30 protein-coding genes and 1 tRNA gene are annotated in these 25,196 nt (G+C 66.9%); 21 read left to right on the plus strand and 10 right to left on the minus strand.

The features are described from left to right. Window positions 1–3: 3 nt before the first annotated feature. Window positions 4–468 (minus strand): type III effector protein, encoded by a 465-nt coding sequence (locus GO999_RS00905; protein WP_211906470.1) that lies wholly within the window; start codon window positions 466–468, stop codon window positions 4–6. Window positions 469–778: 310 nt separating this feature from the next. Between GO999_RS00905 and arsC the strand changes: the two genes are divergently transcribed. Then, on the plus strand, window positions 779–1,135 hold the full coding sequence (arsC, locus tag GO999_RS00910; protein ID WP_211906471.1) for an arsenate reductase (glutaredoxin): 357 nt from the start codon (window positions 779–781) through the stop codon (window positions 1,133–1,135). 116 nt (window positions 1,136–1,251) lie between these two features. Here the strand turns inward: arsC and GO999_RS00915 are convergent, their stop codons facing one another. From GO999_RS00915 to GO999_RS00925, 3 genes are all read right to left on the minus strand, one after another. Further along, a complete protein-coding gene (locus GO999_RS00915; protein WP_011003155.1) occupies window positions 1,252–1,521 on the minus strand; it encodes a hypothetical protein in 270 nt (89 codons plus the stop codon). A 274-nt stretch (window positions 1,522–1,795) separates the two neighbouring features. Further along, window positions 1,796–2,476, minus strand: coding sequence for a PolC-type DNA polymerase III domain-containing protein (locus GO999_RS00920; protein ID WP_011003154.1), 681 nt, complete (start codon window positions 2,474–2,476; stop codon window positions 1,796–1,798). After that, window positions 2,473–3,129 (minus strand): MBL fold metallo-hydrolase, encoded by a 657-nt coding sequence (locus GO999_RS00925; RefSeq protein ID WP_016722434.1) that lies wholly within the window; start codon window positions 3,127–3,129, stop codon window positions 2,473–2,475. The genes GO999_RS00920 and GO999_RS00925 overlap by 4 nt, the downstream gene beginning before the upstream one ends. Window positions 3,130–3,330: 201 nt before the next feature. On the opposite strand from GO999_RS00925, the gene GO999_RS00930 reads away from it, so the two are divergent. Further along, complete coding sequence (locus GO999_RS00930) at window positions 3,331–4,035, plus strand: septal ring lytic transglycosylase RlpA family protein (RefSeq protein WP_011003152.1); 705 nt, start codon at window positions 3,331–3,333, stop codon at window positions 4,033–4,035. Here GO999_RS00930 and rsmI read toward each other — a convergent pair. After that, window positions 4,032–4,934: a 16S rRNA (cytidine(1402)-2'-O)-methyltransferase gene (gene rsmI / locus GO999_RS00935; RefSeq protein ID WP_021154659.1), complete on the minus strand. Its 903-nt coding sequence runs from the start codon at window positions 4,932–4,934 to the stop codon at window positions 4,032–4,034. The genes GO999_RS00930 and rsmI overlap by 4 nt on opposite strands. A 35-nt stretch (window positions 4,935–4,969) precedes the next feature. On the opposite strand from rsmI, the gene GO999_RS00940 reads away from it, so the two are divergent. The 15 genes from GO999_RS00940 to GO999_RS01010 all read left to right on the plus strand — a co-directional run bounded on the left by GO999_RS00940 (window position 4,970) and on the right by GO999_RS01010 (window position 15,695). Next, on the plus strand, window positions 4,970–5,362 hold the full coding sequence (locus tag GO999_RS00940; protein WP_011003150.1) for a YraN family protein: 393 nt from the start codon (window positions 4,970–4,972) through the stop codon (window positions 5,360–5,362). 54 nt (window positions 5,363–5,416) lie between these two features. Further along, on the plus strand, window positions 5,417–6,232 hold the full coding sequence (locus GO999_RS00945) for a BON domain-containing protein (protein ID WP_019717205.1): 816 nt from the start codon (window positions 5,417–5,419) through the stop codon (window positions 6,230–6,232). 124 nt (window positions 6,233–6,356) lie between these two features. Beyond that, window positions 6,357–6,707: a c-type cytochrome gene (locus tag GO999_RS00950; RefSeq protein WP_019717204.1), complete on the plus strand. Its 351-nt coding sequence runs from the start codon at window positions 6,357–6,359 to the stop codon at window positions 6,705–6,707. Beyond that, window positions 6,704–7,999, plus strand: coding sequence for an NAD(P)/FAD-dependent oxidoreductase (locus tag GO999_RS00955; RefSeq protein ID WP_211906472.1), 1,296 nt, complete (start codon window positions 6,704–6,706; stop codon window positions 7,997–7,999). The genes GO999_RS00950 and GO999_RS00955 overlap by 4 nt, the downstream gene beginning before the upstream one ends. A 127-nt stretch (window positions 8,000–8,126) precedes the next feature. Beyond that, entirely contained in the window at window positions 8,127–9,023 is an 897-nt protein-coding gene (locus tag GO999_RS00960) for an EamA family transporter (RefSeq protein WP_019717202.1), read from the plus strand. Window positions 9,024–9,180: 157 nt separating this feature from the next. Next, window positions 9,181–9,528, plus strand: coding sequence for a c-type cytochrome (locus tag GO999_RS00965; RefSeq protein WP_211906473.1), 348 nt, complete (start codon window positions 9,181–9,183; stop codon window positions 9,526–9,528). Window positions 9,529–9,536: 8 nt separating this feature from the next. After that, window positions 9,537–10,028 carry a thiosulfate oxidation carrier protein SoxY gene (gene soxY, locus GO999_RS00970; RefSeq protein WP_016722440.1) on the plus strand — a complete coding sequence of 164 codons (492 nt, stop codon included), beginning with the start codon at window positions 9,537–9,539 and terminating at the stop codon, window positions 10,026–10,028. 19 nt (window positions 10,029–10,047) lie between these two features. Next, window positions 10,048–10,359, plus strand: a complete 312-nt coding sequence (gene soxZ, locus GO999_RS00975; protein WP_211906474.1) for a thiosulfate oxidation carrier complex protein SoxZ — start codon at window positions 10,048–10,050, stop codon at window positions 10,357–10,359. 10 nt (window positions 10,360–10,369) lie between these two features. Continuing rightward, window positions 10,370–10,828, plus strand: a complete 459-nt coding sequence (locus GO999_RS00980; RefSeq protein WP_011003142.1) for a DsrE family protein — start codon at window positions 10,370–10,372, stop codon at window positions 10,826–10,828. Between the two features lie 21 nt (window positions 10,829–10,849). Next, window positions 10,850–11,662 carry a sulfur oxidation c-type cytochrome SoxA gene (soxA, locus tag GO999_RS00985; RefSeq protein WP_249215046.1) on the plus strand — a complete coding sequence of 271 codons (813 nt, stop codon included), beginning with the start codon at window positions 10,850–10,852 and terminating at the stop codon, window positions 11,660–11,662. Then, complete coding sequence (gene soxX, locus GO999_RS00990; protein WP_016722444.1) at window positions 11,659–12,312, plus strand: sulfur oxidation c-type cytochrome SoxX; 654 nt, start codon at window positions 11,659–11,661, stop codon at window positions 12,310–12,312. The genes soxA and soxX overlap by 4 nt, the downstream gene beginning before the upstream one ends. An 8-nt stretch (window positions 12,313–12,320) precedes the next feature. After that, a complete protein-coding gene (locus GO999_RS00995; RefSeq protein ID WP_016722445.1) occupies window positions 12,321–12,839 on the plus strand; it encodes a TlpA family protein disulfide reductase in 519 nt (172 codons plus the stop codon). Further along, a complete protein-coding gene (gene soxB / locus GO999_RS01000; protein ID WP_211906475.1) occupies window positions 12,836–14,554 on the plus strand; it encodes a thiosulfohydrolase SoxB in 1,719 nt (572 codons plus the stop codon). The genes GO999_RS00995 and soxB overlap by 4 nt, the downstream gene beginning before the upstream one ends. Window positions 14,555–14,591: 37 nt before the next feature. Then, window positions 14,592–14,667, plus strand: a tRNA-Ala gene (locus GO999_RS01005). A 203-nt stretch (window positions 14,668–14,870) separates the two neighbouring features. Further along, window positions 14,871–15,695 (plus strand): IS5 family transposase, encoded by an 825-nt coding sequence (locus GO999_RS01010; protein WP_211906476.1) that lies wholly within the window; start codon window positions 14,871–14,873, stop codon window positions 15,693–15,695. A gap of 25 nt (window positions 15,696–15,720) precedes the next feature. On the opposite strand, the gene GO999_RS01015 is transcribed toward GO999_RS01010, so the two are convergent. Genes GO999_RS01015 through cynS form a run of 3 tightly spaced genes read right to left on the minus strand, consistent with a single transcriptional unit; the run spans window position 15,721 to window position 17,184 of the window. Beyond that, window positions 15,721–16,056: a cupin domain-containing protein gene (locus tag GO999_RS01015; protein WP_211906477.1), complete on the minus strand. Its 336-nt coding sequence runs from the start codon at window positions 16,054–16,056 to the stop codon at window positions 15,721–15,723. Window positions 16,057–16,086: 30 nt separating this feature from the next. Then, window positions 16,087–16,704 carry a DJ-1/PfpI family protein gene (locus GO999_RS01020; protein ID WP_016725374.1) on the minus strand — a complete coding sequence of 206 codons (618 nt, stop codon included), beginning with the start codon at window positions 16,702–16,704 and terminating at the stop codon, window positions 16,087–16,089. Window positions 16,705–16,740: 36 nt separating this feature from the next. Beyond that, window positions 16,741–17,184, minus strand: a complete 444-nt coding sequence (gene cynS / locus GO999_RS01025; RefSeq protein WP_016725375.1) for a cyanase — start codon at window positions 17,182–17,184, stop codon at window positions 16,741–16,743. Between the two features lie 141 nt (window positions 17,185–17,325). Between cynS and GO999_RS01030 the strand changes: the two genes are divergently transcribed. The 4 genes from GO999_RS01030 to GO999_RS01045 all read left to right on the plus strand — a co-directional run bounded on the left by GO999_RS01030 (window position 17,326) and on the right by GO999_RS01045 (window position 23,528). Beyond that, window positions 17,326–18,660: an aminotransferase-like domain-containing protein gene (locus tag GO999_RS01030; RefSeq protein ID WP_211906478.1), complete on the plus strand. Its 1,335-nt coding sequence runs from the start codon at window positions 17,326–17,328 to the stop codon at window positions 18,658–18,660. Between the two features lie 320 nt (window positions 18,661–18,980). Continuing rightward, window positions 18,981–20,345, plus strand: a complete 1,365-nt coding sequence (locus GO999_RS01035) for an amidohydrolase family protein (protein WP_019718995.1) — start codon at window positions 18,981–18,983, stop codon at window positions 20,343–20,345. 372 nt (window positions 20,346–20,717) lie between these two features. Further along, window positions 20,718–21,218, plus strand: a complete 501-nt coding sequence (locus GO999_RS01040; protein ID WP_071012418.1) for a hypothetical protein — start codon at window positions 20,718–20,720, stop codon at window positions 21,216–21,218. Between the two features lie 606 nt (window positions 21,219–21,824). Next, window positions 21,825–23,528, plus strand: coding sequence for a tetratricopeptide repeat protein (locus GO999_RS01045; protein ID WP_240924105.1), 1,704 nt, complete (start codon window positions 21,825–21,827; stop codon window positions 23,526–23,528). 178 nt (window positions 23,529–23,706) lie between these two features. On the opposite strand, the gene cysC is transcribed toward GO999_RS01045, so the two are convergent. Further along, entirely contained in the window at window positions 23,707–24,285 is a 579-nt protein-coding gene (cysC, locus tag GO999_RS01050; RefSeq protein WP_011003055.1) for an adenylyl-sulfate kinase, read from the minus strand. After that, window positions 24,282–25,184 (minus strand): alpha/beta hydrolase family protein, encoded by a 903-nt coding sequence (locus tag GO999_RS01055; protein ID WP_019718992.1) that lies wholly within the window; start codon window positions 25,182–25,184, stop codon window positions 24,282–24,284. The genes cysC and GO999_RS01055 overlap by 4 nt, the downstream gene beginning before the upstream one ends. Between the last annotated feature and the right edge of the window lie 12 nt (window positions 25,185–25,196).

Consider the following 25,196-nt stretch of genomic DNA (forward strand, 5'->3'; position numbering starts at 1 on the left):
CGCTCAGGCCGGCCGCGTCGTTGTGCCGGCGTCCGACGCGGTCGTGCGCGACGCATACTGCTCCACGACGACAGCCACGGTGCCGGTGGTGCCCCCATCGCCTTGCACCGGGCCGATGTCGGCGCTGCCCGGGCTGGCGAGCTCGCCGCCGTTGCTGAGCACGTCCATGCCGAGCGCGCGCTCGCCCAGCCGCACGCGCTCCACGATCCACTCGCTGTGGCCGTTCGCATTCTTGCGCTCCGTCACGAACACGAGCACCGCCACTTCGGTCTGGCCGATCCGCCGTCGCTTCTTCGCATGCCGCGCCGGCGCGGGGTTGCCGTTGAGTTCCTGCAGCAGCTTGCGCACGGCGGCTTCCAGCAGGGCCAGGGTCGCATCGGTCGGTTGTGCGATGACCGGGGCGGACGCGGGAGCCTCGCTCGGCTCCCGGGCGGGCTCCGGGATGGCGTGGACGTCGATTCGTTTCATGTCGGGCGGATGAGCATGTGCATGGGCGTGATGGCACGCGGACAGCGCGCGGGCCGGCGATGTGAGCCGCGCCCCGCGCTGCCTTCACTACATGGCACCGCACGGGGGAATACTCGCCGCGCCGGCGAAGCGCGTTGTCCATCCGCGAAACCGCCTGTGCCGAATCACGAAGCGCGCGCCGGCGCCGTGCGGGTAACATCCGTCACCGCACACCGCACACCGCACACCGCACACCGCCGGGCGCCTTGCCCGTCAAGACCGGGTGGCGCCCGTGCCGTCCCGATCCATCCTGACCTTCCATCGAACATCCATGCGCATCTACCACAACCCCCGCTGCTCCAAGTCCCGCGCCGCGCTGGAGCGCGCCGAAGCCTTCGCCGGCCAGGCCGGCGAGCCGCTCGATGTCATCGACTACCTGAAGACCCCGCCCACGCTGGCCGAGCTGAAGGCGCTGGCGCAGCAGCTCGACACGCCGGTCCGCGCGCTGGCGCGGGAGAACGAAGACGAGTACGCCCAGCTCAACCTCGCCGATCCGTCGCTCTCCGACGAAGCGCTGCTCGAGGCCATCGCCGCCCATCCCAAGCTGCTGCAGCGCCCGGTGCTGGTGCGCGACGGCCGCGCCATCATCGGCCGCACGCCCGAGGCGCTGGACGCCTTCCTGAAATAAGGCCCCGCCAAAGATGAACGGCCTGCCGGCTTCCGCCGGACAGGCCGTTCAGGGGTGGCCATTCGCCTTGCGCGAGGGCCGGGGCTGCGTCCGTCAAGACGCGCACGGGCACCGGATCATTCCAGGCCCATCCATCGGGCCAGTTCCGACCCGAATCCGATCGCCAGCATGGCAACCAGCACCACTGCCAGCGCCACCGCGGTCGAGACCGCAGTGACCTTCATGACTTCCGCATCGTCGCTCTCGTCGCCGCGGGCGCGGTGCAGATGCGAATGCGCGCGCGCGTCGAGCGAAACCGCCTTGGCGGATGTCCTGCGATGCCAATGCAAGCGCTCCGTCATCGCCCGCAGATGGTGCGTATCTAACGCGTCACGGGAAAATCGCATCGCTGTTCCTCCCGCCGTTCGTGTGATGACCGACGCCGGCACGCACCGGCGTCGGAGTACGTGCGGCCCGATGACGATACGGCATGCAAATGACGTATGCGAGTGGCTTTGCATGTCGGCGCCTGCTGGCACAGTCGTCTGGTCGCCTCGCACAGCACCAGCGTAGAACGGGGTAGCGGACCCCGCAAGTTGCGGCGCCGCATGGTGAGCGCGTCACGCAGGGAAGACGCTGGTGCCGCGCTGTTCTTGGGTTTGCGGGTGATGCGCGCGGCGCTCAGTCTTGCGTGGGCTGCGCGGCGGCCTTCTGCGTTGCCTGCTCCGTCTCGCGGCGGCGCAGCTCGGCCAGCATGTTGCAGAAGAGCGCACCTTGCTCCTTCGCATCGTCCAGCGCGATATGCGTGTGCGGCAGCGGGTCGTGCCACTGCGCGGGAAAGGCCGCCTTGACGTTGCGCCGGTACGGCAGGCCGGTCAGCGCAAAGGCCAGCGTCTTGATGTCGAGCGCCGCCCAGCCGAACGGCGAGCGGCCGGCAAACCGCATCATGTACCAGAACATGAAGGTGAAATCGAAGCCGGCCGGAAAGGCCACGAAGACCGGCTTGCCGGGCAGGCTCTCGACCCATTCCACGTAGCGCGGCAGCGCCGCCTCGGGCGCCTCCAGGTCGCGCCGGCAGGCGGCCCATGCCTCGGGCTGCTGCGCCCACCACTGCATCTGGATCGGATGCCCTTCGGCGCCCGGCAGCGTTTCGAGGTTGGCCTCGAAGGTGCCCACCAGCGTCTTGTCGGCGAGGTAGGCCGCGCTGGCGAAGCTCAGCATCGAATGCGGTCCGGGGATCGGCCCGTCGGCCTCGATGTCGGTGCTGACGTAGATTTCCGGCCGGGTGTCGGGCGGCTGGTTGCCGCGCTTGCGGCGGGGCTTGTCGACCGGGGCGGCGTCCGCGGCGGTGTCGTCGCTCATGCGGTGCCCTCATCGGCGAACAGGCGGTCGGCGACATACGGATTGGTCGCGCGCTCGTCGCCGAAGGTGGAAACGGGGCCGTGGCCCGGCACGAAGGTCACATCGTCGCCGAGCGGCCACAGCTTGGTACGGATCGAGCGGATCAGGTCCGCGTGGTTGCCGCGCGGAAAATCCGTGCGGCCGATCGAGCCCGCGAACAGCACGTCGCCGACGATGGCGATGCGGTCCGGCCGGCTGAAGAAGACCACGTGGCCCGGCGTGTGGCCGGGGCAGTGGAACACTTCGAGCGTGCGGCCGGCGGCTTCCACCGTGTCGCCGTCGTCCAGCCAGCGGTCGGGCACGAAGGCGCGGGCGGGCGGGAAGCCGAAGCGCTGGCTTTGCGTCGGCAGTTGGTCGATCCAGAACGCCTCGTCCCTGTGCGGCCCTTCGATGGGTACGCCGAGCTGGGTGCGCAGGGCGTCGGCGGCGGCGCAGTGGTCCACGTGGCCGTGCGTGAGCAGGATCTTTTCGATGCGGGCGCCTTGCTGGCGGGCCGCGCTCAGGATGCGATCGATGTCGCCGCCGGGATCGGTGACGGCGGCGCGCCCGTCGTCGCCGATCAGCAGCGTGCAGTTCTGTTCAAACGGCGTAACCGGGACGACGACGACTTTCATGTGGTTTTTTGTGCACATCGGTGCAATAAGGGAACAGGCCGATTGTATCGGCCCCAGCCCGCGCCGGCACTGGGCTGGCGGGCCATCGGCACGGCACTGGGAAAAACTTTTACAAAGTTGATGCAAGATGCCTGCGTGATCGCAGCGAATTGATAGGAAATGTAAATAGACGGTCGCAAACAGCATGGTAGACTCGCGCCCATGCTCAAGCTCACCCATCCGCTCCCCAGCCCTTCGGCCGGCCGCACGCTGCGTGCCTGGCTGCTGCACGGCGCCACCCTGGTGGTGCTGGCGGGCTGTGCCGCCGTACCGGGCGAGCCGCCGGCCACGGCCACGAATGCCCCCGCGCACCCGGCCGATACGCGCGACAACCCCGATGCCTGGGGCACGCTGGCCTTCCGCGGCATGCCGGAATCCAGCAGCCTGCAGATGGCACCCGCCGATACCGAGCCGGGCCTGCGCGCAGACCTCGGCACGTTCGAGCAGCGCGGTCTCGCGTCCTGGTACGGCCGCGGCTTCCACGGCCGGCGCACCGCCAGCGGCGAGCGCTTCGACATGAACGCCTTCACCGTCGCGCATCCGTCGCTGCCGCTGTCGAGCTGGGTGCTGGTGCGCAACCTGTCCAACGACCGCGTTGTCGTCGCCAAGGTGACCGACCGCGGGCCGTATCACGGCAAGCGCATCATCGATCTGTCCTACGCCGCCGCCAAGCGGCTCGATTTCGTCCGGCGCGGCTCGACCCAGGTGGAAATCCGCCGCCTGTCGCGCGCCGAGGTCGAGGCACTGCGCCCCGAGCTGACGCAGACCGACGTCGCCAGCAACAGCGGCGACGCCGACATGGGCGCCGACGAACCCGCGCCGCCGCGCAAGAAGGCGGTCAAGCGCCGGGCCCGCGCGCGCCGCTAATCCCGTTCGTCGTTTTTCAGCGCCAGCGCGCTCTGGTACAACGCGTCGACCGGCGCGCCGGTGATCGCCCCGGCCAGCTTGGCCGCGCGCTTGGCCGGCAGCTCGGCCAGCAGCAGACGCAGCACCTGGTCCGCGGCCAGCGCGGTGGGCGCCGCCTCCTGCGCGCCCGCGCCTTCCACCACCAATACAAACTCCCCCTTGCCGTGCGAGGCGTCGGCGGCCAGCCAGGCGGGCGCCTCGGCGGCCGGCAGCACGACGATCTGCTCGAACAGCTTGGTCAGTTCGCGGCCGATCAGCAGGCGCCGCGCGGGCAGGTGCGCCGCCAGCGCCGCCAGCGTGGCGTCGATGCGATGCGGCGCCTCGTACAGGACCCAGGCCGGCCCGTGCGCGGCCCACTGGCGGATGGCCGTATCGCGCTGGCCCGCCTTGGGCGGCAGAAAGCCGACGAAGGTGAACTGGCCGGCGGAGGTCTCCAGCAGCTCGCCCGCCGCGGACAGCGCCGTCACCACCGCGCTCGCGCCCGGCAGCGGAATCACGCGCTGCCCGGCCGCGCGCACGGCCTCGACAATGCGCGCGCCCGGGTCCGACACGCCCGGCGTGCCGGCGTCCGACACGTAGGCGATGCGCTCGCCGCGCGCCAGGCGCTCCACGATGCGGGCGGCCGCCTCGCGCTCGTTGTGCTCGTGCGCCGCCAGCAGCGGCCGCGACAGGCCCAGTCGATGCAGCAACTGGCCGGTGTTGCGCGTGTCTTCGCAGGCCACCGCATCGGCCAGGCCGAGCACGTGCCGCGCGCGCAGCGACACGTCGGCGGCGTTCCCGATGGGGGTGGCCACCACATATAATGCGCCGGCGGGATAGTGCTGGTCATGCGCCAGCAGGGTCCAGTCAGGATCACTCACGAGAACTTCTCTTGGTCAGTCGATTCAAACCGCAGATGCACGCGCCGCAGCCCGCGCCTTCGCCGCCCGGCGCCGCCGCGACGGGCGAGGCCGCCGAAGACCGCGCGCTGCGCTACCTGCAGGCGCGGGGGCTGTCGGTCATTGCCCGCAATTATCGCTGCAAGACCGGCGAAATCGACCTGGTGATGCGCGACGTGGCCGGTACGCTGGTGTTCGTCGAGGTGCGCGCTCGCGTGGCACGGTCGGCGCAGCGCTTCGGCGGCGCGGCCGCCAGCGTGACGCCGGCCAAGCAACGCCGCCTGATCGCCGCGGCCGAGGATTTCCTCGCCGGCCATCCGGGCGAGGTGCCGGCCTGCCGCTTCGATGTCATCGCCATCGACGGCACGCGCATTGAATGGATGCGCGATGCCTTCGGTGTCGAAGCCTGAGCTGGACCCGATTCACCCGATTCCTCCAACCCTTCCGGACTCCACAAGGACAGCATGAAACTCCCGTTGCCCACGTCTGCCCGTCTCAAGCGCACCGTCGTGCTGGCCGCCCTGGCCGGCATCACCGCCACGCAGCTGACGGCGTGCTTCCCGCTGTTTGCCGGTGCCGTGGCCGGCGGTGTGGCGCTGGCCACCGACCGCCGCCCGACCGCCACGCAGACCATCGACCGCGGCCTGCAGATGGAGGCCGAGAACTCCCTGATCGCGCGCTACAGCGGCCTGGCGCACGTGAACGTGACGGTCTACAACCGCAAGGTGCTGCTGACCGGCGAGGCCCGCGACGAGCAGGTCAAGCAGCAGATCGGCCAGTACGCGCAGAAACTGGAGAACGCCCGCGAGGTGGTCAACGAGATGACCATCGGCGAGTTCAGCTCGTTCGGCGCGCGCACCAACGACACCTACCTGACCACCAAGGTGAAGGCCGCGCTGGCCGGCACCGAGGGGCTGCCCTGGAACTCGATCAAGGTGACCACGGAGGCGCAGGCCGTCTACCTGATGGGCGTGGTGACCGAATCCGAGGGCGAGCACGCCACCGAGGTCGCGCGCACGGTGGGCGGCGTGGGCAAGGTGGTCAAGGTGTTCGACTATGTCAGCGAAGACGAGCGCAAGCGCCTGGACGCGAACGCCTCGTCGACCAACCCGTCGACCCCATCCGGTGCATCGCAAGCCACGCAGGCGCCGCAGGGCACCCCGACCGCCACGCAGGCGCCGGCACCGGTGACCTCTTCTTCGCCCGGCCAGCCCGGCGCGGGCGCGACTGTGTCGCCGACCACGCTGCCGGCGCTGCCGCCGGGCCGGCAGTTGCCGTAAGCAGCATCGCTCCACAGAAAACGCAGCCGCCGCGCTGCGTTTTTTGTTGCATTGTGTGCCGCGCGGCATGCCGCGCACCGCCGCGTGTTAGCGTATGCCGCATCCGTGACTTCGCTCACCTGTCATGCCTGTCGCCCACCGACTTGCTGCCGCGGCCTCGCTCGCGGCGCTGTCCACGGCTCCGTCCGTGACGCATGCCGCCGATGCCCCGCCGTCCAATGCGCAGATCCGCACCTGGGCGGCGTCCTGTGCCAGCTGCCATCATGCCGATACCGCGCCGGGCGCCACGGGAAGCGCGCCAACGCTGCCCCCGCTGTCCGGCCGCCCTCAGGCCGAACTGATCGGCACGCTGCAGGCCCTCCGCGCCGGCACGCGGCCGTCCACGGTGATGGGCCAGCTGATGCGCGGCTACGACGATGCGCAGATCGCCGCCATTGCCGGCTGGCTGTCGCGCCAGCCAAAGGAGGCGCCATGAGCGGCTCCATCTTTCGCAAGGACCGGCGCGCCACGCTGCGCGCCATCGGGGCGACCGCGCTGGCCGGACCGCTGGCGGCCTGCGCCTCGCTGCCGGGCATGCGCAATGCGCGGGTGGTGGTGGTCGGCGGCGGGTACGGCGGGGCGACGGCGGCCAAATATGTGCGCGTGTTCTCCGGCGGGCGCGTCGACGTGACGCTGGTCGAACCCGGCGCGGCCTTCGTATCGTGCCCGCTGTCCAACCTGGTGCTGTCGGGCGACCGCGATCTCGCCTCGCTGACGGTGCCGTACGACGCGCTGGTCGCGCGCCACGGCGTGCGCTGGGTACGCGACCGCGCCGCGGCCATCGACATCGGCGCCCGGCAGGTGCGCCTGGCCGGCGGCGGCACGCTGGATTACGACCGGCTGATCCTGTCGCCGGGCATCGACTTCGTGCCGGGCGCGATCCCCGGCCTGGCCGACGCCGCCACCGACGCGCGGGCGCCGCACGCATGGAAAGCCGGCGCCCAGACGCTGGCGCTGCGCCACCGGCTCGAGGCCATGCCCAACGGCGGCGTGGTGGCGATCAGCATCCCGCTCGCGCCATACCGCTGCCCGCCGGCGCCCTACGAGCGCGCCTGCCTGATCGCCCACTGGCTGCAGCGCGCCCGGCCCGCGTCGCGCGTGCTGATCCTCGACGCCAACGACGACGTGACCTCCAAGGGCGCGTTGTTCAAGCGCGTATGGGCGCAGCGCTACCCCGACCACATCGAATACCGGCCGCAATACAACGCCGTGGACATCGACGCGGCCGGCCGCGTGCTCAAGTTCGATGTGCAGGACGACGTCGAGGCCGACGTCGTCAATCTGATCCCGCCGCAGCGTGCCGGGGCGATCGCCGTTGCCGCCGGGCTGGCGACCGCCAACGGGCGCTGGTGCGAGGTCGATTTCCTGACCTTCGAATCGAAGGTGGCGCCAGGTGTGCACGTGATCGGCGATGCCATCCAGACCGCGCCGCTGATGCCCAAGTCGGGCCACATGGCCAACCAGCATGGCAAGGTGGCCGCCGCCGCGGTGGTGGCGCTGCTGGCCGGCCGCGCGCCCGATCCGTCGCCGCTGTATGCCAACACCTGCTACAGCTTCACCGCGCCCGACGAGGCGATGCATGTCGCGACCGTCCACCGCTACGACACCGCAGAACGCACCATGGTGACCGTGCCGGGCGCGGGCGGGCTGTCGGATGCGCCCTCGGTGGCGGAAGGCAACCTGGCGCAGGGCTGGAGCCGCGCGATCTGGTCGGACATGCTGGGCTGAGCGGTAGCGGACAGGCCGTCCGGCAGCGGCATGAACAATGCGCAAGAATGGGCAAGCCGCCGTGCCGGCAGGCGCCTAAAGTGCCACATGAGGCCGCTTGGACGGCTGTTCTCTTCCGGATGTGCCCATGTCCCCCAAGGATCTGCTGCTGGCCCTCACCGTCGTGCTGGTGTGGGGCGTCAACTTCGTCATCATCAAGGTCGGCCTGCACGGCGTGCCGCCGATGCTGCTCGGCGCGCTGCGCTTCGCGCTGGTGGCCTTCCCGGCCATCCTGTTCGTGCCGCGTCCGAAGATCGCACTGAAGTGGCTGCTTGCTTACGGTGCAACCATCAGTTTCGGCCAGTTCGCCTTCCTGTTCTCGGCCATGTACGTGGGCATGCCGGCGGGGCTGGCGTCCCTGGTGCTGCAGTCGCAGGCGTTCTTTACGCTGACGATCGCGGCGGTCGTGCTGCGCGAGCCCATCCGCTGGTACCACCTGGCCGGCATGGCGGTGGCGGCCTGCGGGCTGGCCATGATCGGCGTGGCCGGCACGAGCGGCGCAGGGGCCGCGACCGGCATGACCACCGCCGGCTTCCTGCTGACACTGTGCGCGGCGCTCTCGTGGTCGAGCGGCAACATCGTCACCAAGCGCATCGGGCCGGTCAACGTGGTCAGCCTGGTGGTGTGGGGCGCGCTGATCCCGCCGGTGCCGTTCTTCCTGCTGTCGTACTGGATGGAGGGGCCGCAGCAGATCGCGCACAGCCTGGCCAACCTCGGCGGGACGAGCATCGGCGCGATCGTCTACCTGGCGTTCGGCGCCACCATCTTCGGCTACAGCCTGTGGAGCCGGCTGCTGGCGCGCTACGCCGCCAGCCAGGTCGCGCCCCTGACGCTGCTGGTGCCGGTGGTGGGGCTGGTGTCGGCGGCGCTGCTGCTGGGCGAGCGGCTGGTGCCGGCCCAGTGGCTGGGCGGCGCGGTCGTGATGGCGGGGCTGCTGCTGAACGTGTTCGGCGGGCGGCTGGCAGCGCGGCTGGCGCTGGTCTGATCCGCCGGCCGGGGCATCCGGAACGCCCGCGCCGCGCCGTCTCCGGGCGTTGTGCCGCCCGCATGGCCGGCATCGGCCGATGCCGGGATTCGGGCACAATATCGGCCTCACCGCCGCCCGCGCATCGATGCGGGCCGCCCCACCCACCGGAGACCACATGAAGTTCGCCGCATCGCTCGCCGCCGGCGCCGTGCTGGCCGGCTTGGCGCTGTCCGCTGCGCCTGCGCAGGCCGCCATCGACCCCGCCCGTGCCCAGGCCATCGCCAGCCAGAACGCCTGCCTCGGCTGCCACGCCGTCGACCGCAGGCTGGTCGGCCCGTCCTACCAGGATGTCGCCGCCAAGTACAAGGGCGATGCCGGCGCCCAGGCCAAGCTCGTGCAGAAGGTGCGCCAGGGCGGCCTGGGTGTCTGGGGGCAGATCCCGATGCCGGCCAACCCGAAGATCAGCGATGCTGACCTGAAGACTGTGATCGACTGGGTGCTGGCAGGCGCCCCGGCCAAGTGAAAGCGAGGATGCGCGCGATGCAAGACCATGCGACCGACCCCATCAACCCGACCCGCCGCGACGTGCTGCGCGCGGGCGCCATGATGGCGCTGCTGGTCTCCGCCGGCCTCGCCACCCCGGCGCAGGCCGCCGAATGGAACAAGAGCGCGTTCGACGCCAGGGGTGTGAGCGACGTGCTCAAGAGCCTGGGTGGCGGCGCCGTCGACAAGGGCGGCGCGGGCATCCAGTTCAACGCCCCGGACATCGCCGAGAACGGCGCGGTGGTGCCACTGGTGGTGACCAGCTCGCTGCCGGGCACGGACCTGATCGCCATCCTGGTCGAGAAGAACCCGAACACGCTGGCCGCCACCTTCGCCATCCCCGCCGGCACCGAGCCGTACGTCAACACGCGCGTGAAGATGGGACAGACCTCGATGGTCTACGCGGCGGTGCGCGCGGGCGGCAAGTGGGTGCTGGCGAGCAAGGAAGTCAAAGTGACATTGGGCGGCTGCGGCGGCTGAGGACACAGGAGAGCACACCATGGCAGACCCGATGCGCATCCGCGCCACGGAAAACGGCGGCGTGACCGACGTGAAGATCCTGATGAAGCACGACATGGAAACCGGCCAGCGCAAGGACGCCGCCGGCAAGGTGGTGCCGGCCTGGCACATCACCAACGTGACGGTGCAGCACAACGGCAAGACCGTGCTCGACGCGCAGTTCGGTCCGGCCGTGTCGAAGGATCCGTTCCTCAACCTCAAGTTCAAGGGCGCCGCCAAGGGCGACAAGGTGAGCGTCACCTGGGTCGACAACCATGGCGACACGCGTACCGACGAAGCCGCCATCCAATAAGGAGGCTCCCATGCGACGCAGTTTCTTCCGCCTGACCGCCGCGCTGGCCGCGCTGGGCGTAGCCGGCAAGGCGTCGGCGCAGGCCGCCGGGCAGGCGCGCGGCGCCGCGGGCGGGCGCTACAAGGTGGTCTACCAGATCAGCGAAGGCACCGAGCAGGCGGTGCGCGCCATCGGCAACCTGCGCAATCACCTCAACGGCGCGCCCGGCACGCGCATCGTGGTGGTGGCGCTGGGGCGGGGCATCGACTTCCTCGTCGAAGGCGCCAAGGACGACAAGGGCCGCCCCTTCGACGCGCCGGTCGCCGCGCTCGCCGGCATGGGCGTGGAATTCCGCGTGTGCCACAACTCGCTGGCCGCCTTCAAGGTGCCCGAAGACAAGCTGCTGCTGGAGGCCAAGGTGGTGCCGGCCGGTGTGGTGGAGGTCACCCGCCTGCAGCAGGACGAAGGCTTTGCCTATCTCAAGCCGTAGGCGGCACACAGAGGAGGGCACGTGAAACGAACGCTCGGGATCGTCGCGCTGGCCGCGGGCATGGCCCTGACGGCGCAGGCGCAGGACGACAGCAAGGACAATACCGCCGCCGCCCTCGCGCAGTACCGGCAGATGCTGGCCGACGGCAATCCCGCCGAGCTGTGGGAAGCCGCCGGCGAAGCACTCTGGAAGAAGCCCGCCGGGCCCAAGCAGGCCTCGCTCGAAGCCTGCGATCTGGGCCTGGGCCCGGGCGTGGTGAAGGGCGCGTACGCCAGGCTGCCGCGCTACTTCAAGGACACCGGCCGCGTGATGGACGTCGAGCAGCGGCTGATGCACTGCCGCATGACGCTGCAGGGCCTGACGAAGGACGAGGCCTCCGCCAATCCGTTCTCGTCGCCCGGCAAGCCGTCGGAGATCGAGCGGCTGGTGGCATACATCACCTCGGAATCGCGCGGCGCGGCCATCGACATCCCGCTCGCGCATGCGCAAGAGCAACGCGCCTACGAACTGGGCCGCCGCATGTTCTTCTACCGCGCGGGCGCCTATGACTTCGCCTGCGCCACCTGCCACGCGCAGCCCGGCCTGCGTATCCGCCTGCAGGAGCTGCCCGACCTGTTGACCGCCGACGGCGCGCGCTCCGCCTACACGACGTGGCCCGGCTATCGCGTCTCGCAAGGCGAGGTGCGCACCATGCAGCACCGCCTGTACGACTGCCTGCGCCAGCAGCGCTTTCCCGAACCGCTCTACGGCGCCGATGTGATCACGGCGCTCGAGCTGTTCCTCGCCCGCAACGCCAACGGCGGCAAGATGGACGCGCCGTCGATCAAACGATGAGGCCGCGCATGTTCCGATCGACCCTCATCCTCGCCCTGGCCTGCGTGGCCGGCACGGCACACGCGGCGGACGCCGCCGTCGCCCCGCCCAAGCCCGACGCGCGTGCCGATGCCGCGCTCGCCGGGGCGATCCGCGACGGCTTCGTCTCCAGGGGCCCGGCCACGGTGGAAGGCGTGACCGAGCGCGACGACGTGCAGAAGACCTGCAGCCAGTACGCCGACCGCAGCACCGTGCCCGCCGAGGTGGCCGCCCGGCTGCAGGACGCCCAGCTCAAGACCATCCGCTACCCGCAGGACGGCAAGTGGCTCGGCGACTGGAAGGCCGGCGAGCAGATCGCCCAGAGCGGCCGCGGCATGCAGTTCTCCGATCCGGCCGGTACCGTCAACGGCGCCAACTGCTATGCCTGCCACCGGCTGTCGAAAGACGAAGTGTCGTACGGCACCATCGGCCCGTCGCTGTACCAGTACGGCAAGCTGCGCGGCGATTCGGAGGCGATCCTGCGCTACACCTGGGGCAAGATCTACAACTCCAACGCGTACGCGGCGTGCTCCAGCATGCCGCGCTTCGGGCACAAGGGCATCCTGACCGAGCAGCAGATCCGCGATGTGATGGCGCTGCTGCTCGACCCGGCCTCGCCGGTCAACCAGTAGGGGCGACGATGCGGACGGTGCGGCGGATCCGGGGTTGGCTGGCGGCCACGCTGGTGCCGATGGCGCTGGCGGCCGGCGCCGCGCACGCCGTGGAGGTCGGCGATGCCGTCACGCTGCCCGACCTCCAACTGCTCGACGGCACCCGCGTGCCGAGCGAATCGTGGCGCGGGCATCCGGTCGTCATCGCGACCTGGGCATCGTGGTGCCCGTACTGCGCGCTGCAGAACCCGCGCCTGCAGAAGCTCTACGACGCCACGCGCGGCACCGGCCTGCGCGTGCTCACCATCAGCATCGACGCCAACCCGCGGCTGGCCGGCGACTACATCGCCAAGCGCGGCTTCACCTTCCCGGTGACGATGGAGTCCGACGCGCTGTGCGCCGCCACCGGCCCGCGCAAGGGGCTGCCCGAACTGCTGGTGCTCGACGCCGACGGCCGCGTGGTGCAGAAGGCAACCGGCGAGATGCTCGAAGACGACATCGCCGACCTGGCCCGCTACGCCCACGGCACGCAGGCCCCGGCCCGATGAACCGCCGCGAATTCGTCCAGGCGCTGGCCGTGGCCGCCGCCGCAGGCCTGCACCTGACCGACGCCCGCGCCGCCGACACCAGCCGCTACGACCTGCCGCGCTTCGGCAACGTCCACCTGCTGCACTTCACCGACTGCCACGCACAGCTGCTGCCCATCGAATACCGCGAGCCCAGCGTCAACCTGGGCGTGGCGCAATGGACCGGCCAGCCGCCGCACCTGGTCGGCCGCGCGCTGCTCGAGCGCTACGGCATCGCGCCGGGTTCGCGCGCGGCGCACGCCTTCACCGCGCTCGACTTCACCGAGGCGGCGCGCCGTTTCGGCCGCATGGGCGGCTTCGCGCACCTGGCCACGCTCGTCAAGCGCCTGCGCGCCACGCGCCCGGACGCGCTGCTGCTCGACGGCGGCGACACCTGGCAGGGCTCGGCCACCTCGCTGTGGACGCGCGGCCAGGACATGATCGACGCCGCGCTCCTGCTCGGCGTGGACGTCATGACGCCGCACTGGGAGCTGACCTACGGCGCCGAGCGCGTGCGCCACGTGGTCGACCACGACTTCAGAAACAAGGTCGCCTTCGTCGCCCAGAACATCCAGACCGCCGACTTCGGCGACCCGGTGTTCGACCCCTACGTGCTGCGCGAACTGAACGGCGTGCCGGTCGCCATCATCGGCCAGGCGTTTCCGTACACGCCCATCGCGCATCCGGCCGATTTCACGCCGGACTGGACCTTCGGCATCCAGGAAGCGCGGCTGCAGGAGCGGGTGGACGAAGCGCGCGGCAAGGGCGCCCGGGTGGTCGTGCTGCTGTCGCACAACGGCATGGACGTCGACCTGAAGCTGGCTTCGCGGGTGCGCGGCATCGACGCCATCCTCGGCGGCCACACGCACGATGCGGTGCCGGCGCCGGTGCGCGTATCCAACCCCGGCGGCACCACGCTGGTGACCAACGCCGGCTCCAACGGCAAGTTCGTCGGCGTGCTGGACCTCGACGTGCGCGGCGGCACCGTGCGCGACCTGCGCTACACGCTGCTGCCCGTCTTCGCCGACCTGCTGCCCCCCGACCCGGCCATGGCCGCGCTGATCGAGCGCGTGCGCGCCCCGTACCGGGACAAGCTCGGCGAAGTGCTCGCCGTCAACCGCGACCTGCTGTACCGGCGCGGCAACTTCAACGGCACCTTCGACCAGCTCATCGTCGACGGCCTGATGCAGGCGCAGGGCGCCGAGATCGCCTTTTCGCCCGGCTTCCGCTGGGGCACCACGCTGCTGCCCGGCGAGCCGCTGACCCTGGAAGCGCTGATGGCCCAGACCGCCATCACCTACCCGGCCACCACGCTCACCGACATGACCGGCGCCACCATCAAGACCATCCTGGAAGACGTGGCCGACAACCTGTTCAACCCCGACCCGTACTACCAGCAGGGCGGCGACATGGTGCGTACCGGCGGCCTGCGCTACGCCATCGACCCCACCCAGCCCATCGGCCGCCGCATCACCGACCTGCGCCTGGACGACCAGCCGCTCGATGCTGACCGCCGCTACAAGGTCGCCGGCTGGGCCGCCGTCTCCGCCGAAGCCCGCCGCACCGCCGGCCGCCCCGTGTGGGACGTGCTGGCCGACTGGCTGCGCGACCAGCACGAAGTGACCGCCCGGCCGCTGAATACACCGCACATCGTCGGCGTAGCGGGCAATCCCGGAATCGACACGGAGCGCGGTTGAAGGCTGGCTGGGAATTCGGATAGAATCGGCGTCTATTGGGGCGGTAGCTCAGCTGGGAGAGCGTCGCGTTCGCAATGCGAAGGTCGGGAGTTCGATCCTCCTCCGCTCCACCAATTTCCAGAAGCCCAACGATTCTCCGTTGGGCTTTTTTGTGCCTGGAAGGCCTGTGTTGGCGCCATTCTGGGCAGTTGTCTCAGGAGCGTGGTCTCTCGCGTTCCGCCGTTTTGGGCCGGTTTTCGGCCTCTCTCCCCTCTCTATTCTCTGCGGTCCTCAGAGCCCGTTTGAAAATTCCCCGCCGTTGTGGTGTAAAGGCGGGATGTGGAAAAAAGAAGATCGAGAGCGTGAGGCGAAGCTGGCTCGCAAGACCAAGCGTTACCCGAGCGACCTGACGGATATCGAATGGGCCGCTGTGCAGCCGCTGCTGCCACGCGCGGCCGTGCGAGGCCGGCGTCGGGAGTGCGACTTGAGGGAGGTGGTCAACGCGCTGCGGTACCTGGTGCGGGCGGGCTGCGGCTGGCGCATGCTGCCCCATGACTTCCCGCCGTGGCAGACCGTGTATTGGTGGTTTCGTCGGCTCATGCGCCGCTTCCTGTTCCGCACGCTGCACGACGTGGCGCTGATGTTGGACCGGGAGTTGGCTGGGCGGCAGCCGTGCCCGAGTGCGGGCGTCATCGACAGCCAGACAGTCAAAGCGCCCTCGGCCGACAAGCGTGGCTACGACGCGGCCAAGAAAATCGTCGGGCGCAAGCGGCATATCGCGGTGGACACGGATGGACGGCTGCTGATGGTGAACCTGACGTCGGCGGATATTGCCGATAGCACGGGGGCGCTGGCGGTGCTGGAAGCGGTGAAGAAACGCTGGCCGGGTGTGAAACACCTGTTCGCAGACGGCGCCTACGACCGCACGGCGCTGATGGACAGGGCCGCGACCCTCGACTTCGTGGTTGAGGTGGTGCGCCGGCACGAGCAGCAAACGGGCTTTGCCGTTCTGCCGCGCCGCTGGGTGGTCGAGCGCACCTTTGGGTGGATGGTTCGCTGGCGCCGACTCGTACGCGACTACGAGCAGCGCGCGGACGTCTCGGAAGCCATGATTCATATCGCGATGAGCGGCTTGCTACTGCGCAGAATCGCTCATCGTTGAATTTCCAAACGGGCTCTAAGGAGCATCAGCGCTGGGCAACGTAGAACGCCAGGCCGCTGGAGCGCGACGAGAAGTTGACCCTGGTGCCGGCGGAGAACTGGATCAGGTCGCCAGCTTTCAGTTCGTGGACCGTCCCACTCGCTTCGGTGACCGTCATCTCGCCTTCAAGAATGAGCTTGAATTCATCGAACGCGTAGGTATAGGGCATCGGCTGTCCTTGACCCATCCGAAACAGTCCGGCCGTAATCGGTGCATGTTCCTGGCCGGATGATCCCAAGTCATCAAGAAACGCAATGGTGTCGGGGATCTTCAGATCGGTGAGTTGCTGACGCGTGGCGGCTTGGAACACATGAATACTCATTTGCTTTCTCCTGGTCTAAAACGCGTTGGCTCAAGCGGTTGCCCGTTCCCTGGGCAGGTACGGTGTGATGTGCCGCATCCCTCGCGATACGTAGTCGTCTTTCTCTCCCACCGGGGCAACGTAGTGAAGCGCGCTTTCCGCTGCTTCGCTTCCCTCCAGGCGGGCGATGATCCAGGCCGCAAGATAGTGCGACGCCAGGCAACCACCGGCGGTGGCGACATTTCCCCGGGCAAAGAAAGCCTGGTTCAGTACGTCGATGCCCGCTTCCTGGACCCACGGCTTGGTAATCAGGTCGGTACATGCTGGTACACCATCAAGCAGTCCAAGCTTGGCCAGGACGAGGGTGCCGGAACACTGCGCCCCCAGCAGCTGCCGTGACGGGTCGAGTTGCAACCGTGCCATCAGCGCCTTGTCGGCGACGACTTCGCGCGTCTGCATGCCGCTGCCCACGATGACCGCATCGGCCGCGCTGGCCTCTTCCAGGGAGGCCTGCGATTCGATCACGACACCGTTCATCGAGCGAACTCGCTCGGTGGGGCACGCGATGGATACGCGCCAGCCCGGTTTCTTGACGCGGTTGAGCACACCGAGCGCGATGAGTGAGTCGAGTTCGTTATAGCCCTCGAAGGTGAGGATGGCGATATGCATGGTGCGGGTCTCAGGTGCAATCAGGGTTCGCGGAAATCAGTAGGGCTTGTAAGGGAGAAACTTGCCGCTCATGACGATGTTCACGCGGTCGCCATTCGGATCGTTCTCGCGCTGCAGGTCCATCCGGAAGTCGATGGCGCTCATGATGCCGTCGCCGAACGCTTCGTGAATGAGTTCCTTGAAGGTGGTGCCGTAGACGCTGACAAGTTCGTAGAAGCGGTAGATGAGCGGGTCGGTCGGGACTGACGTAGGCAGGGAGCCTCTGTACGGTGTGATGGTCAGCCACTTGGTTTCCTCTTCGGTCAGTCCGAAGACCTTCGCGAGAACGTCCGCCTGCTCCTTGCTCAGCGTCATTTGCCCTAAGCAGGCGGCGGTGACCCATTCCTTGCTGAGTCCAACCTTGGCGGCGACGTCTGACCACTTGATCCCCGAGGACACCTTGGCGGCAATGATCTTTTCGGTAACGGTGAGGCGGTTCATAAAAGCTCCTTCAAGCAATGCCGGGCCGGGAGCACGTATGGCTCATGACGCTGCGGTCTGCCTGCGTGAACCGGGTTGTTTCGACACATCATATGGCCGACAATCAGTACAATCAAATTATTGTCATGGATACATCTCCGCATGGCTCACGCCCGGTACAAACAGTTGGTTGACGCATTTGCGGCGGATATCCGCGCCGGGCGCTTGCCGCCGGGTACGCGCTTGCCGACCCACCGGCAACTCGCTGCCAAGGAGGGCCTGGCCCTGGTGACCGCGACGCGGGTCTATGCGGAGCTCGAGGCCATGGGCCTAATCAGCGGGGAGGCCGGCCGGGGCACTTTTGTCCGGGAGACCGCGTTGCCTCCCGGCCTGGGTATCGACCAGCACGCAGTTGCCGCAGGGATGGTGGATCTCAGCTTCAACTATCCGTCGCTGCCGGGTCAGGCCGAGTTGCTGCGAACCGCTTTGCGCCAGCTCGCGTCCTCCGGTGACTTGGAGGCTCTGCTGCGCTACCAACCTCATGGTGGACGCCAGCATGAGCGGGCTGCGGTGGCGCGCCATCTCCCATGCCGGGGGCTGACCGTCGATGCGGAGCAGGTGCTGATCGTCAACGGCGCGCAGCATGGGCTGGCGGTGACGGTCATGGCCCTACTGCAGCCCGGCGACGTGGTCGCGGCCGATGCGTTGACCTACCCGGGCTTCAAAGTGCTGGCTGAAGCGCATCGCCTTGAGCTGGCATCGGTTCCGGCAACCAGCCAGGGGCCTGACCTGGACGCGCTGGAGCGGCTGTGCAAAAGCCGTCGGGTGCGTGCGGTGTATACGATGCCGACGCTGCACAACCCACTGGGATGGGTGATGAGCGCACGCTGGCGGCAGCAGTTGGTCGCGATCGCGCGCAGGTACGGGCTTCTCATCATCGAAGACGCGGCCTATGCCTTCCTCGCAGAGAAAGCCGCCGCGCCATTGGCCGCACTCGCGCCTGAGACGACTGTGTACGTCTCGGGACTTTCCAAGAGCGTGGCCACCGGGCTGCGCGTCGGATTCGTCGCGGCCCCTGCTCAATGGGTGCCCGCGATCGAGCGAGCGATCAGGGCGACCACCTGGAACACGCCCGGCGTGATGACCGCGATTGCCTGTGGGTGGCTCGACGACGGGACTGTCACCCGGCTTGAAGCAGAGAAGCGCCGCGATGCGGAAATTCGGCAATCCATGGCCAGTCGTGTCCTGGCTGGGCTTCAATGCGTCCGTCATCCATCATCCTATTTTCTCTGGCTCCCATTGGGGGAAGAGGTTCGAGCAGATCAGATCGCGATGGCGCTCATGCGCGAGCACGTCTCGGTGTCGACCGCTGAGCCGTTTGCAACGTCTGTCCACGTGCCGCATGCGATCCGCCTGGCGCTCGGATCCGTCGAGCTGGACGCGCTCCAGGACGCGTTGGAAAAGGTGAAGCGGGTTGTTGGCGCGTACTCGTATTAATGGGCAAAAACAGGCGCGACGCGCGTGGCCCCGGCTAACGCATATCACGCTCAATTTTCCTCAATCCCCCGCCTATTTGGCACCGGTACGCGCCGATCCGCTTGAACTTGGACGGTTCCATTTCCATGATGCACACCACGCCGATATGGCCGGGCCCCAAGTGATGCCTTGCCTACGGGGCTCAAGCCCACCGGATGTCCGGCATGGGCGTGATGGTTGCAACATTGGAAGGTTAATGACGTGAGGATATTTGTCATATGAGAAATCTGGGTGTGGGAGTCAGCATGCTTGACGTTGCCGGAACGAACATGTCAAAACTGATGCGCTACCTGGCCGTGGCCCTGAGCGCATGGCTCCTGCTGCTCGGGCAGCAGGCGTGGGCGTCAACGCTGGCGGGCGCACGGCTCGTCGTGCAGAACGCGCTGATTTTCACCATGGCCGATGGCCAGCAAACGCCGTTCGTCGGCCATCTGGTTGTGGGGCACGATGGACGCATCCTCGAGGTCGGTGCGGGTGCGGGCACGGATTTGGCGCCCGGGGCCAAGCGCGTGGATGCCGCTGGGATGTGGATGCTTCCCGGCTTCGTGTCGGCGCACAGCCATCTTTGGCAAAGCGCCTTCGCGGGGATCGCGCCCGACCAGAACCTCGAGGGCTGGCTCGACCAGCTCTACGGACAGGAGGCGCCCAGGCTGAGCGCCGGTGACCTGTATGCCCTGACGATGCGCGGCGGCTTGCATCACCTCCGGCATGGCGTCACCACTGTCTTCAACCTCACCTTCACCGGCGCCGACAAGTCCGGAACCGTCGACCGCTGTCAGTTGCGCGGCGCGCTCGACGCCGGCGTCCGGGTCGTGCACGGTTTCAACATCCGCAGGATCAGCGACCAGTGGTCAGTGGATGACGCCCGCGCACGCACGGCCCAATTCCTGCAATGGGCTGCGGGGCAACCGGAGCGCGAGCGCTATCTGGGTACCGCCATCGCAGGGGCGGGGGCCTACTACGATGCCCCGGAGCAGACGCGCGCGGAGGCTCAGTTCATGCGGGAATTCGGGCTGATGAACCAGCAGCATTACCTGGAGTCGCCCAGCGGTTCGCCGGCAGAGCGTGCACGTTATGCGTCGATGCAGCGGGCCGGCATGGTCGGGCCGAACCTGATCTTCGGGCACTTCATCCACACCACGCCGGAGATCCTGGCCGATGCGGTCCGCACCGGCGCAGCCATGACGTGGAACCCGCTGTCCAACGGCCGGCTCGGCTCCGGCACCGCGGACGTGGTCCGCTACCGCGAACAGGGGCTGCGCATCGGGATGGGGCTGGACGGCGAGGCCAGCGCCGACCGTGCCGATCCCTTCGCCAACATGCGGGCGGGCCTGTACCAGATTCGCTCGATGTACCGGTCAGCCGCCGTGCTGTCGCCCTACGACGTGCTGCGCATGCACACGGTCGGGAGTGCCGAGGTGCTGCATTTGCAGGATCGGATCGGCAGCCTGGCCGTCGGCAAGTACGCCGATTTCCTGCTGCTGGATCCGAGCGAATTCACGCCGTACAAGGAACCCTATGCGGCACTGGTGTTCGCGGCGGGCGTCGAGCAAATCCGCGCGGTGTACGTCGGTGGCCAGCCTGTCATGGCGCCTTCGTCCCGGACCGATACGCCGCAGCATGCGCGGGGTCGCGTAGCGTGCTGAACCGCAGCGGCCGAATGGCAATCGGCAACACGATTGCGTTTCGGGCATGCTCGGGAGACATGGCAACCTCGGACTATTGGGCAAATTAGCGGACACCAGTTCAGAGAGCAGACGCGAGTTCGCGTCCTCGACTGCACCACCATATCTCAGAAGCCCAACGGTTCTCCTGAGAGAGGGACGATAGCTATCACTACGGCCCATCGAATGCGTTTGGACACACGATATACGACGTGTTGCCATATCTCGTGCTGGGTAACACTCCTGATGACCGGCTATTCTTTTGGGTCGGCTCACGGCGCCAAAAACAAATAGATAGATAGGAAGGGAGCTGCTCTCATGCAAATAGGAATTCGACTTGCAATGAGTTTTGCGATGGCCCTGATGGTCTCAGGTTGTTCGATGCGATACGAGTTCTACAACTACGTGAGCGATGGCCAAGAAACTCCGTACCTCGACTTGAGTGCCGAGCTGGTCGGCACCGCGGTTGCTCGCGATGAGGAGGGCCGTCGGCTCGTTGTGACTGGCAATCCGTATACGCTTTTTATTTATCTCAATACATCGAAAGGAAATGTCCGGAAAGCAACCATCACACGCCTTGAGCTTTCCGACAATCGGACCGGCAGCTCTCTTAGGCTTGCCAGCCAGCCGGGTGCAGCGGTTGCAGGACAGAGCAATGTAATTTCCTTTTCGTACTTCCAGTTGAATGTGCCTGACGTAAAGAACGATGTTCGGCTATCCGGCGAAGTGGAGGTTGAGAGCAACGATGAGAAATGGCATGTGACCGTGCCGATCGATATGGTTTTTAAAGTCAGTTTTTCGGTAGAGGAAGCGAACATATTGGAACAATACTGGGATGGCTTAATGGGAATTTGACGATCCCGCCGAATCGGCAACACCATTTTTCACGTGCGCGAGAGCAGTGCGAGCGCCCACAATATGCTGCCGATGTGCTGGGCAGTATCCTGATGGTCACCGAGCAGGCGACGGTGACGAACTACAGCTACGACGCCTACGGAGCGACCACGCAGACGGGGATGAACGACAACGGCCAGCAGTACACAGGGGCACCCGCACGGTGGTGCGTAGATTTTCGTCTGAGAAAAGCCGATAGTGATCAATGTAGCTACGTCGGCGTGATACGAATTGCAATCTTCTTGATCCTCCCGCGCGCACGAATCGTGCGAGTCACTTGAAGGCGACTAGCAGGCCGCAGCGCAGCGCTGTTTCTAGCCACAGAAACAATGAGCGCTGTTTGTGTAGGCTAGAAAACGCCGCGCGAAGATTGCGACGGCGTGTACGCCTTAGCCCACCTCCCAACTTCCTGTGCCGCGTCAGGGCCCGTAACGCCTAGTCGACACGACGCCATGCGGGGACGACATGGAAAATGAAAAAGACGCACGAACCCCACAGCGAATACCGAGGCACCTGTGGGCGATGTTGCGAGAGCGGGTTAGCGAATGGTTCATTGGGGGTGTCCTCTTGGCACTCACCGGCTTCGCGCCGCAGGAATTCATCGCTCGACTCATCCGCTATATTGCGGCGCCAGAGAGGGTGGGGCATTTGTCGCGCTTGGCGCTCGATGCCCGGCCGGTGATCGTCTTTGTTGGAATCGCAATCATTGTGGCTGATGCGCTGTATCGGAACCGGCACCGATCGGTCACTGCTGCCTCAGGAAGGCCGCCGCTCACTGAGGATGGAGCGGGACATTTGCAACCTAACGGCAGGGCGCTGGTGGAAAGCGAACCGAGTAAACCGGAAGCATTACCGCTCCCAAATAATCCATGGCTATCAGAAGGGCGAGTGATATTGGTCGTGCTTCCGTTCGAAAGTCTCGGTGGCGGCGACAAATATGATTACTTCAGTGAGGGCTTAACTGAAGATATGATCACCCAGCTTGCCCGGCTCAGCCCGGAGCGCCTGGGTGTAATCGCCCGGACTTCGGCGATGCGCTACAAATCCACGACCAAGACCATTCATCAGATCGGCCAAGACCTCGGGGTTTCCCACGTGCTTGAGGGAAGCGTCCGGCGTGCCGGAGATCGGGTGCGGGTTGCGGCGCAGCTCATCCGGGTCAGCGACGAAACGCACCTTTGGGCCGAGACCTACGAGGGGAGCCGGCATGACATCCTGGCACTCCAGATCGAGGTGGCCAAGGCAATTGCCCGCGAAATTGAGATCAAGCTCACGCCGCACGAGCAAGGGCGCTTAGACCGTACGCCTGCCATTGATGCGCAGGCGCACGAAGCGTATGTCAAGGGGCGACACTTCTGGTCCAAGCGCACCGAAGAAGGCATGCGAAAGAGCATTGAGTATTTTCAGGTCGCTATTGGATACCAGCCGAACTTTGCGGCCGCCTATGATGGCGTGGCCGATGCTTACACGATGCTGGCATGTCGCGGCGTGAGCCCTGCGCGCGAAACGTTTCATCAAGCAAAAATGGCAGCCAGGAAAGCGCTGCAGATTGAGCCTGATTTGGGTGAGGCTTATGCATCACTGGCCCATGTGCGTTTGCACGATTGGGATTGGGTCGATCTGGAACGGGATTTCCTGCGCGCCATTGAACTGAATCCAGGACACGCGATCGCCTACTACTGGTACGCGGAATATCTCATGATGGCAGGCAGAGCCGAAGACGCCATTGCCAGGGTCAGGCAGTCCCAACAGATGGATCCGTTGAATTCAGTGCTGAATTCATCTGTTGCCATCATCTTGTACCTTGCTCGGCGATACGACCAGGCACGGGAAGAGCTCAATAAAGCCCTGGAAATCGATCCAAATCACTTTCTGCTTCACTTCAGGCTGGGATTGGTTTACCAGCAACAGAAGTTGTTCCATGACGCAATCGAGGAGATGCAGAAGGCTGTAACGCTTTCCGGGAGGAGCACAGAGGCGCTGACAGGGCTGGCCCAGACCTATGCTGCCGCCGACATGAGAGCCGCCATGCAGCAGATCGTGGATGCGCTGGAGACGGAATCCGAACAGCACTACGTCCACCCCTACAACATGGCGAAAGTGTTTGGTTCGCTCGGGGACAAAGAGCAGACCTTCGGCTGGCTGGAAAAAGCCTACGATGAGCACAGTCCTGACTTCATTGAGCTCAGGACAGAACCTACCTTCGACAGCGTTCGCTTCGATCCCAGATTCTCTGAACTGCTATCCCGCGTCGGGTTCAACCAGATCTGAAGGACGACGCTCTGTGCTGAGCGCCAGGGCAAGTGGTTGTGCATCACTCCGGCTGCAGTCGCTGAATCAGCGTCTTACCCCAACGCGGTCGCGTCGGGCACCCGCCTGGTCGTGCGGCTTTCCCTCATGCATTGGCCTCTCGCATCAATCGCCCGCGCATCATCCAACATTACACGGGTCAGATCGATCCAGCGTTCGAGACAGATTCTGAACTGAGTGTCATGACATTGCCGCTTACAGCCGCAAGCAATGCCATGGTCGCGTCCACGCACTCGGCCACTGACCGTGTCGCGGTGTCGAACCGCAGATCGGGGTGCTGCGGCACTTCATAGGCATCGCTGATGCCGGTGAAATGCGCGATCTCTCCCGCACGGGCCCGGCGATACAAACCTTTCGGGTCGCGCCGCTCGCATACCGTGAGCGGGGTGGCCAGATGGATTTCGAAGAACCTGGGTTCGCCGACTGTCCGGCGCGCCTGTTCGCGGTCCGCCCGATAGGGCGAAATCACGGCGGCGATGGCCCATGACCCGGCATCATTGAGCTGCCGGCACCGGTCAGCCACGCGCCGGATGTTCTGGCTGCGGTCGGCCCTGGAGAAGCCGAGGTCGCGGCTCAATGCCTGGCGCACCACGTCGCCATCAAGAACCTGGCAGGCAGCGCCGGCGGCCGTCAGCGCCTCTGCGAGCGCATGCGCGAGGGTCGTCTTGCCGGCTGCGCTCAGGCCCGTCAGCCACAGCGTGGAAGGGGCGGGCGTCATTCCTTTGCCTGGGGTTCCTGGTGGGCACCGGAAGGCTCGCTGCAGACTGGCGTCACGCCCAGCAGCCGGGGCCACAAGCGGCTCCAGTCGCCGCCGTGCGTGATGCCGGGAACCGTGCGTGCCTGTGCGCATCGTTTGCCCGTGGCCTCGACAAAACGCTGCGCGACGATGGGCGGCACCACGGTATCGTCCGCTCCGCTGAAATGCACCTGTGGAATGGACGCGACCCGCTGCGCGAAATCGATCGCGTTTTCCGATTGCGGCATCGATGAAACGTCGTGCAGGCGATTGACGAACGCATGGTCAAGATTGCCCGCTACCGTGCGGATCGACGCGACGTCTGTGCGGCGTGCCGCCACGAGCACGGCCAGCGCACCGCCGCCGGAATAGCCGATCAGATGGATGCGTTGCCCCGGCACCTTGGCCGCGAAGTGGCTCACGGCCTGGTCGATCGACGCCACGGCCTCGGGCGCAAAGCGCTTGCCGGTCCAGTACGGCACGCCGCACCGCGGATTCATCGCCATCGGCGTGAATTGGCAGGGGCGTGCCACGTACGCGACGTTCGGGGCCGGGTCCGCGGCCGCCAGCGCCAAGCCGACCGCCTCGCGTGGTGTCGGGTCCAGCGACGGCTCGCTGCGCGAAATCCAGGCCAGCCCGTCACCCTCGATATAGAGGTCGAGCGGGGCATCGGGCCGGGCAATACGCGAATAGGCGGTCAGCACAAAGCTGCCGGTATCCAGCTGTTCACGGTGCAGGCCGGCGGGTGCGGCCTGCGCTTCGGCACGGGCATTCCGGTCGAGCACCGTGCAGCCGCTCATCAGGCTCATCAACAGCAGGGTGCCCGCCAGCCCGGCGGCAATGTTCCTGGCTCCTGATCGCGTCGACACCGGCTTCAGCATGGCCGTGCGCCT

The sequence above is a fragment of the Ralstonia nicotianae genome (assembly GCF_018243235.1).
Classification (GTDB): domain Bacteria; phylum Pseudomonadota; class Gammaproteobacteria; order Burkholderiales; family Burkholderiaceae; genus Ralstonia; species Ralstonia nicotianae.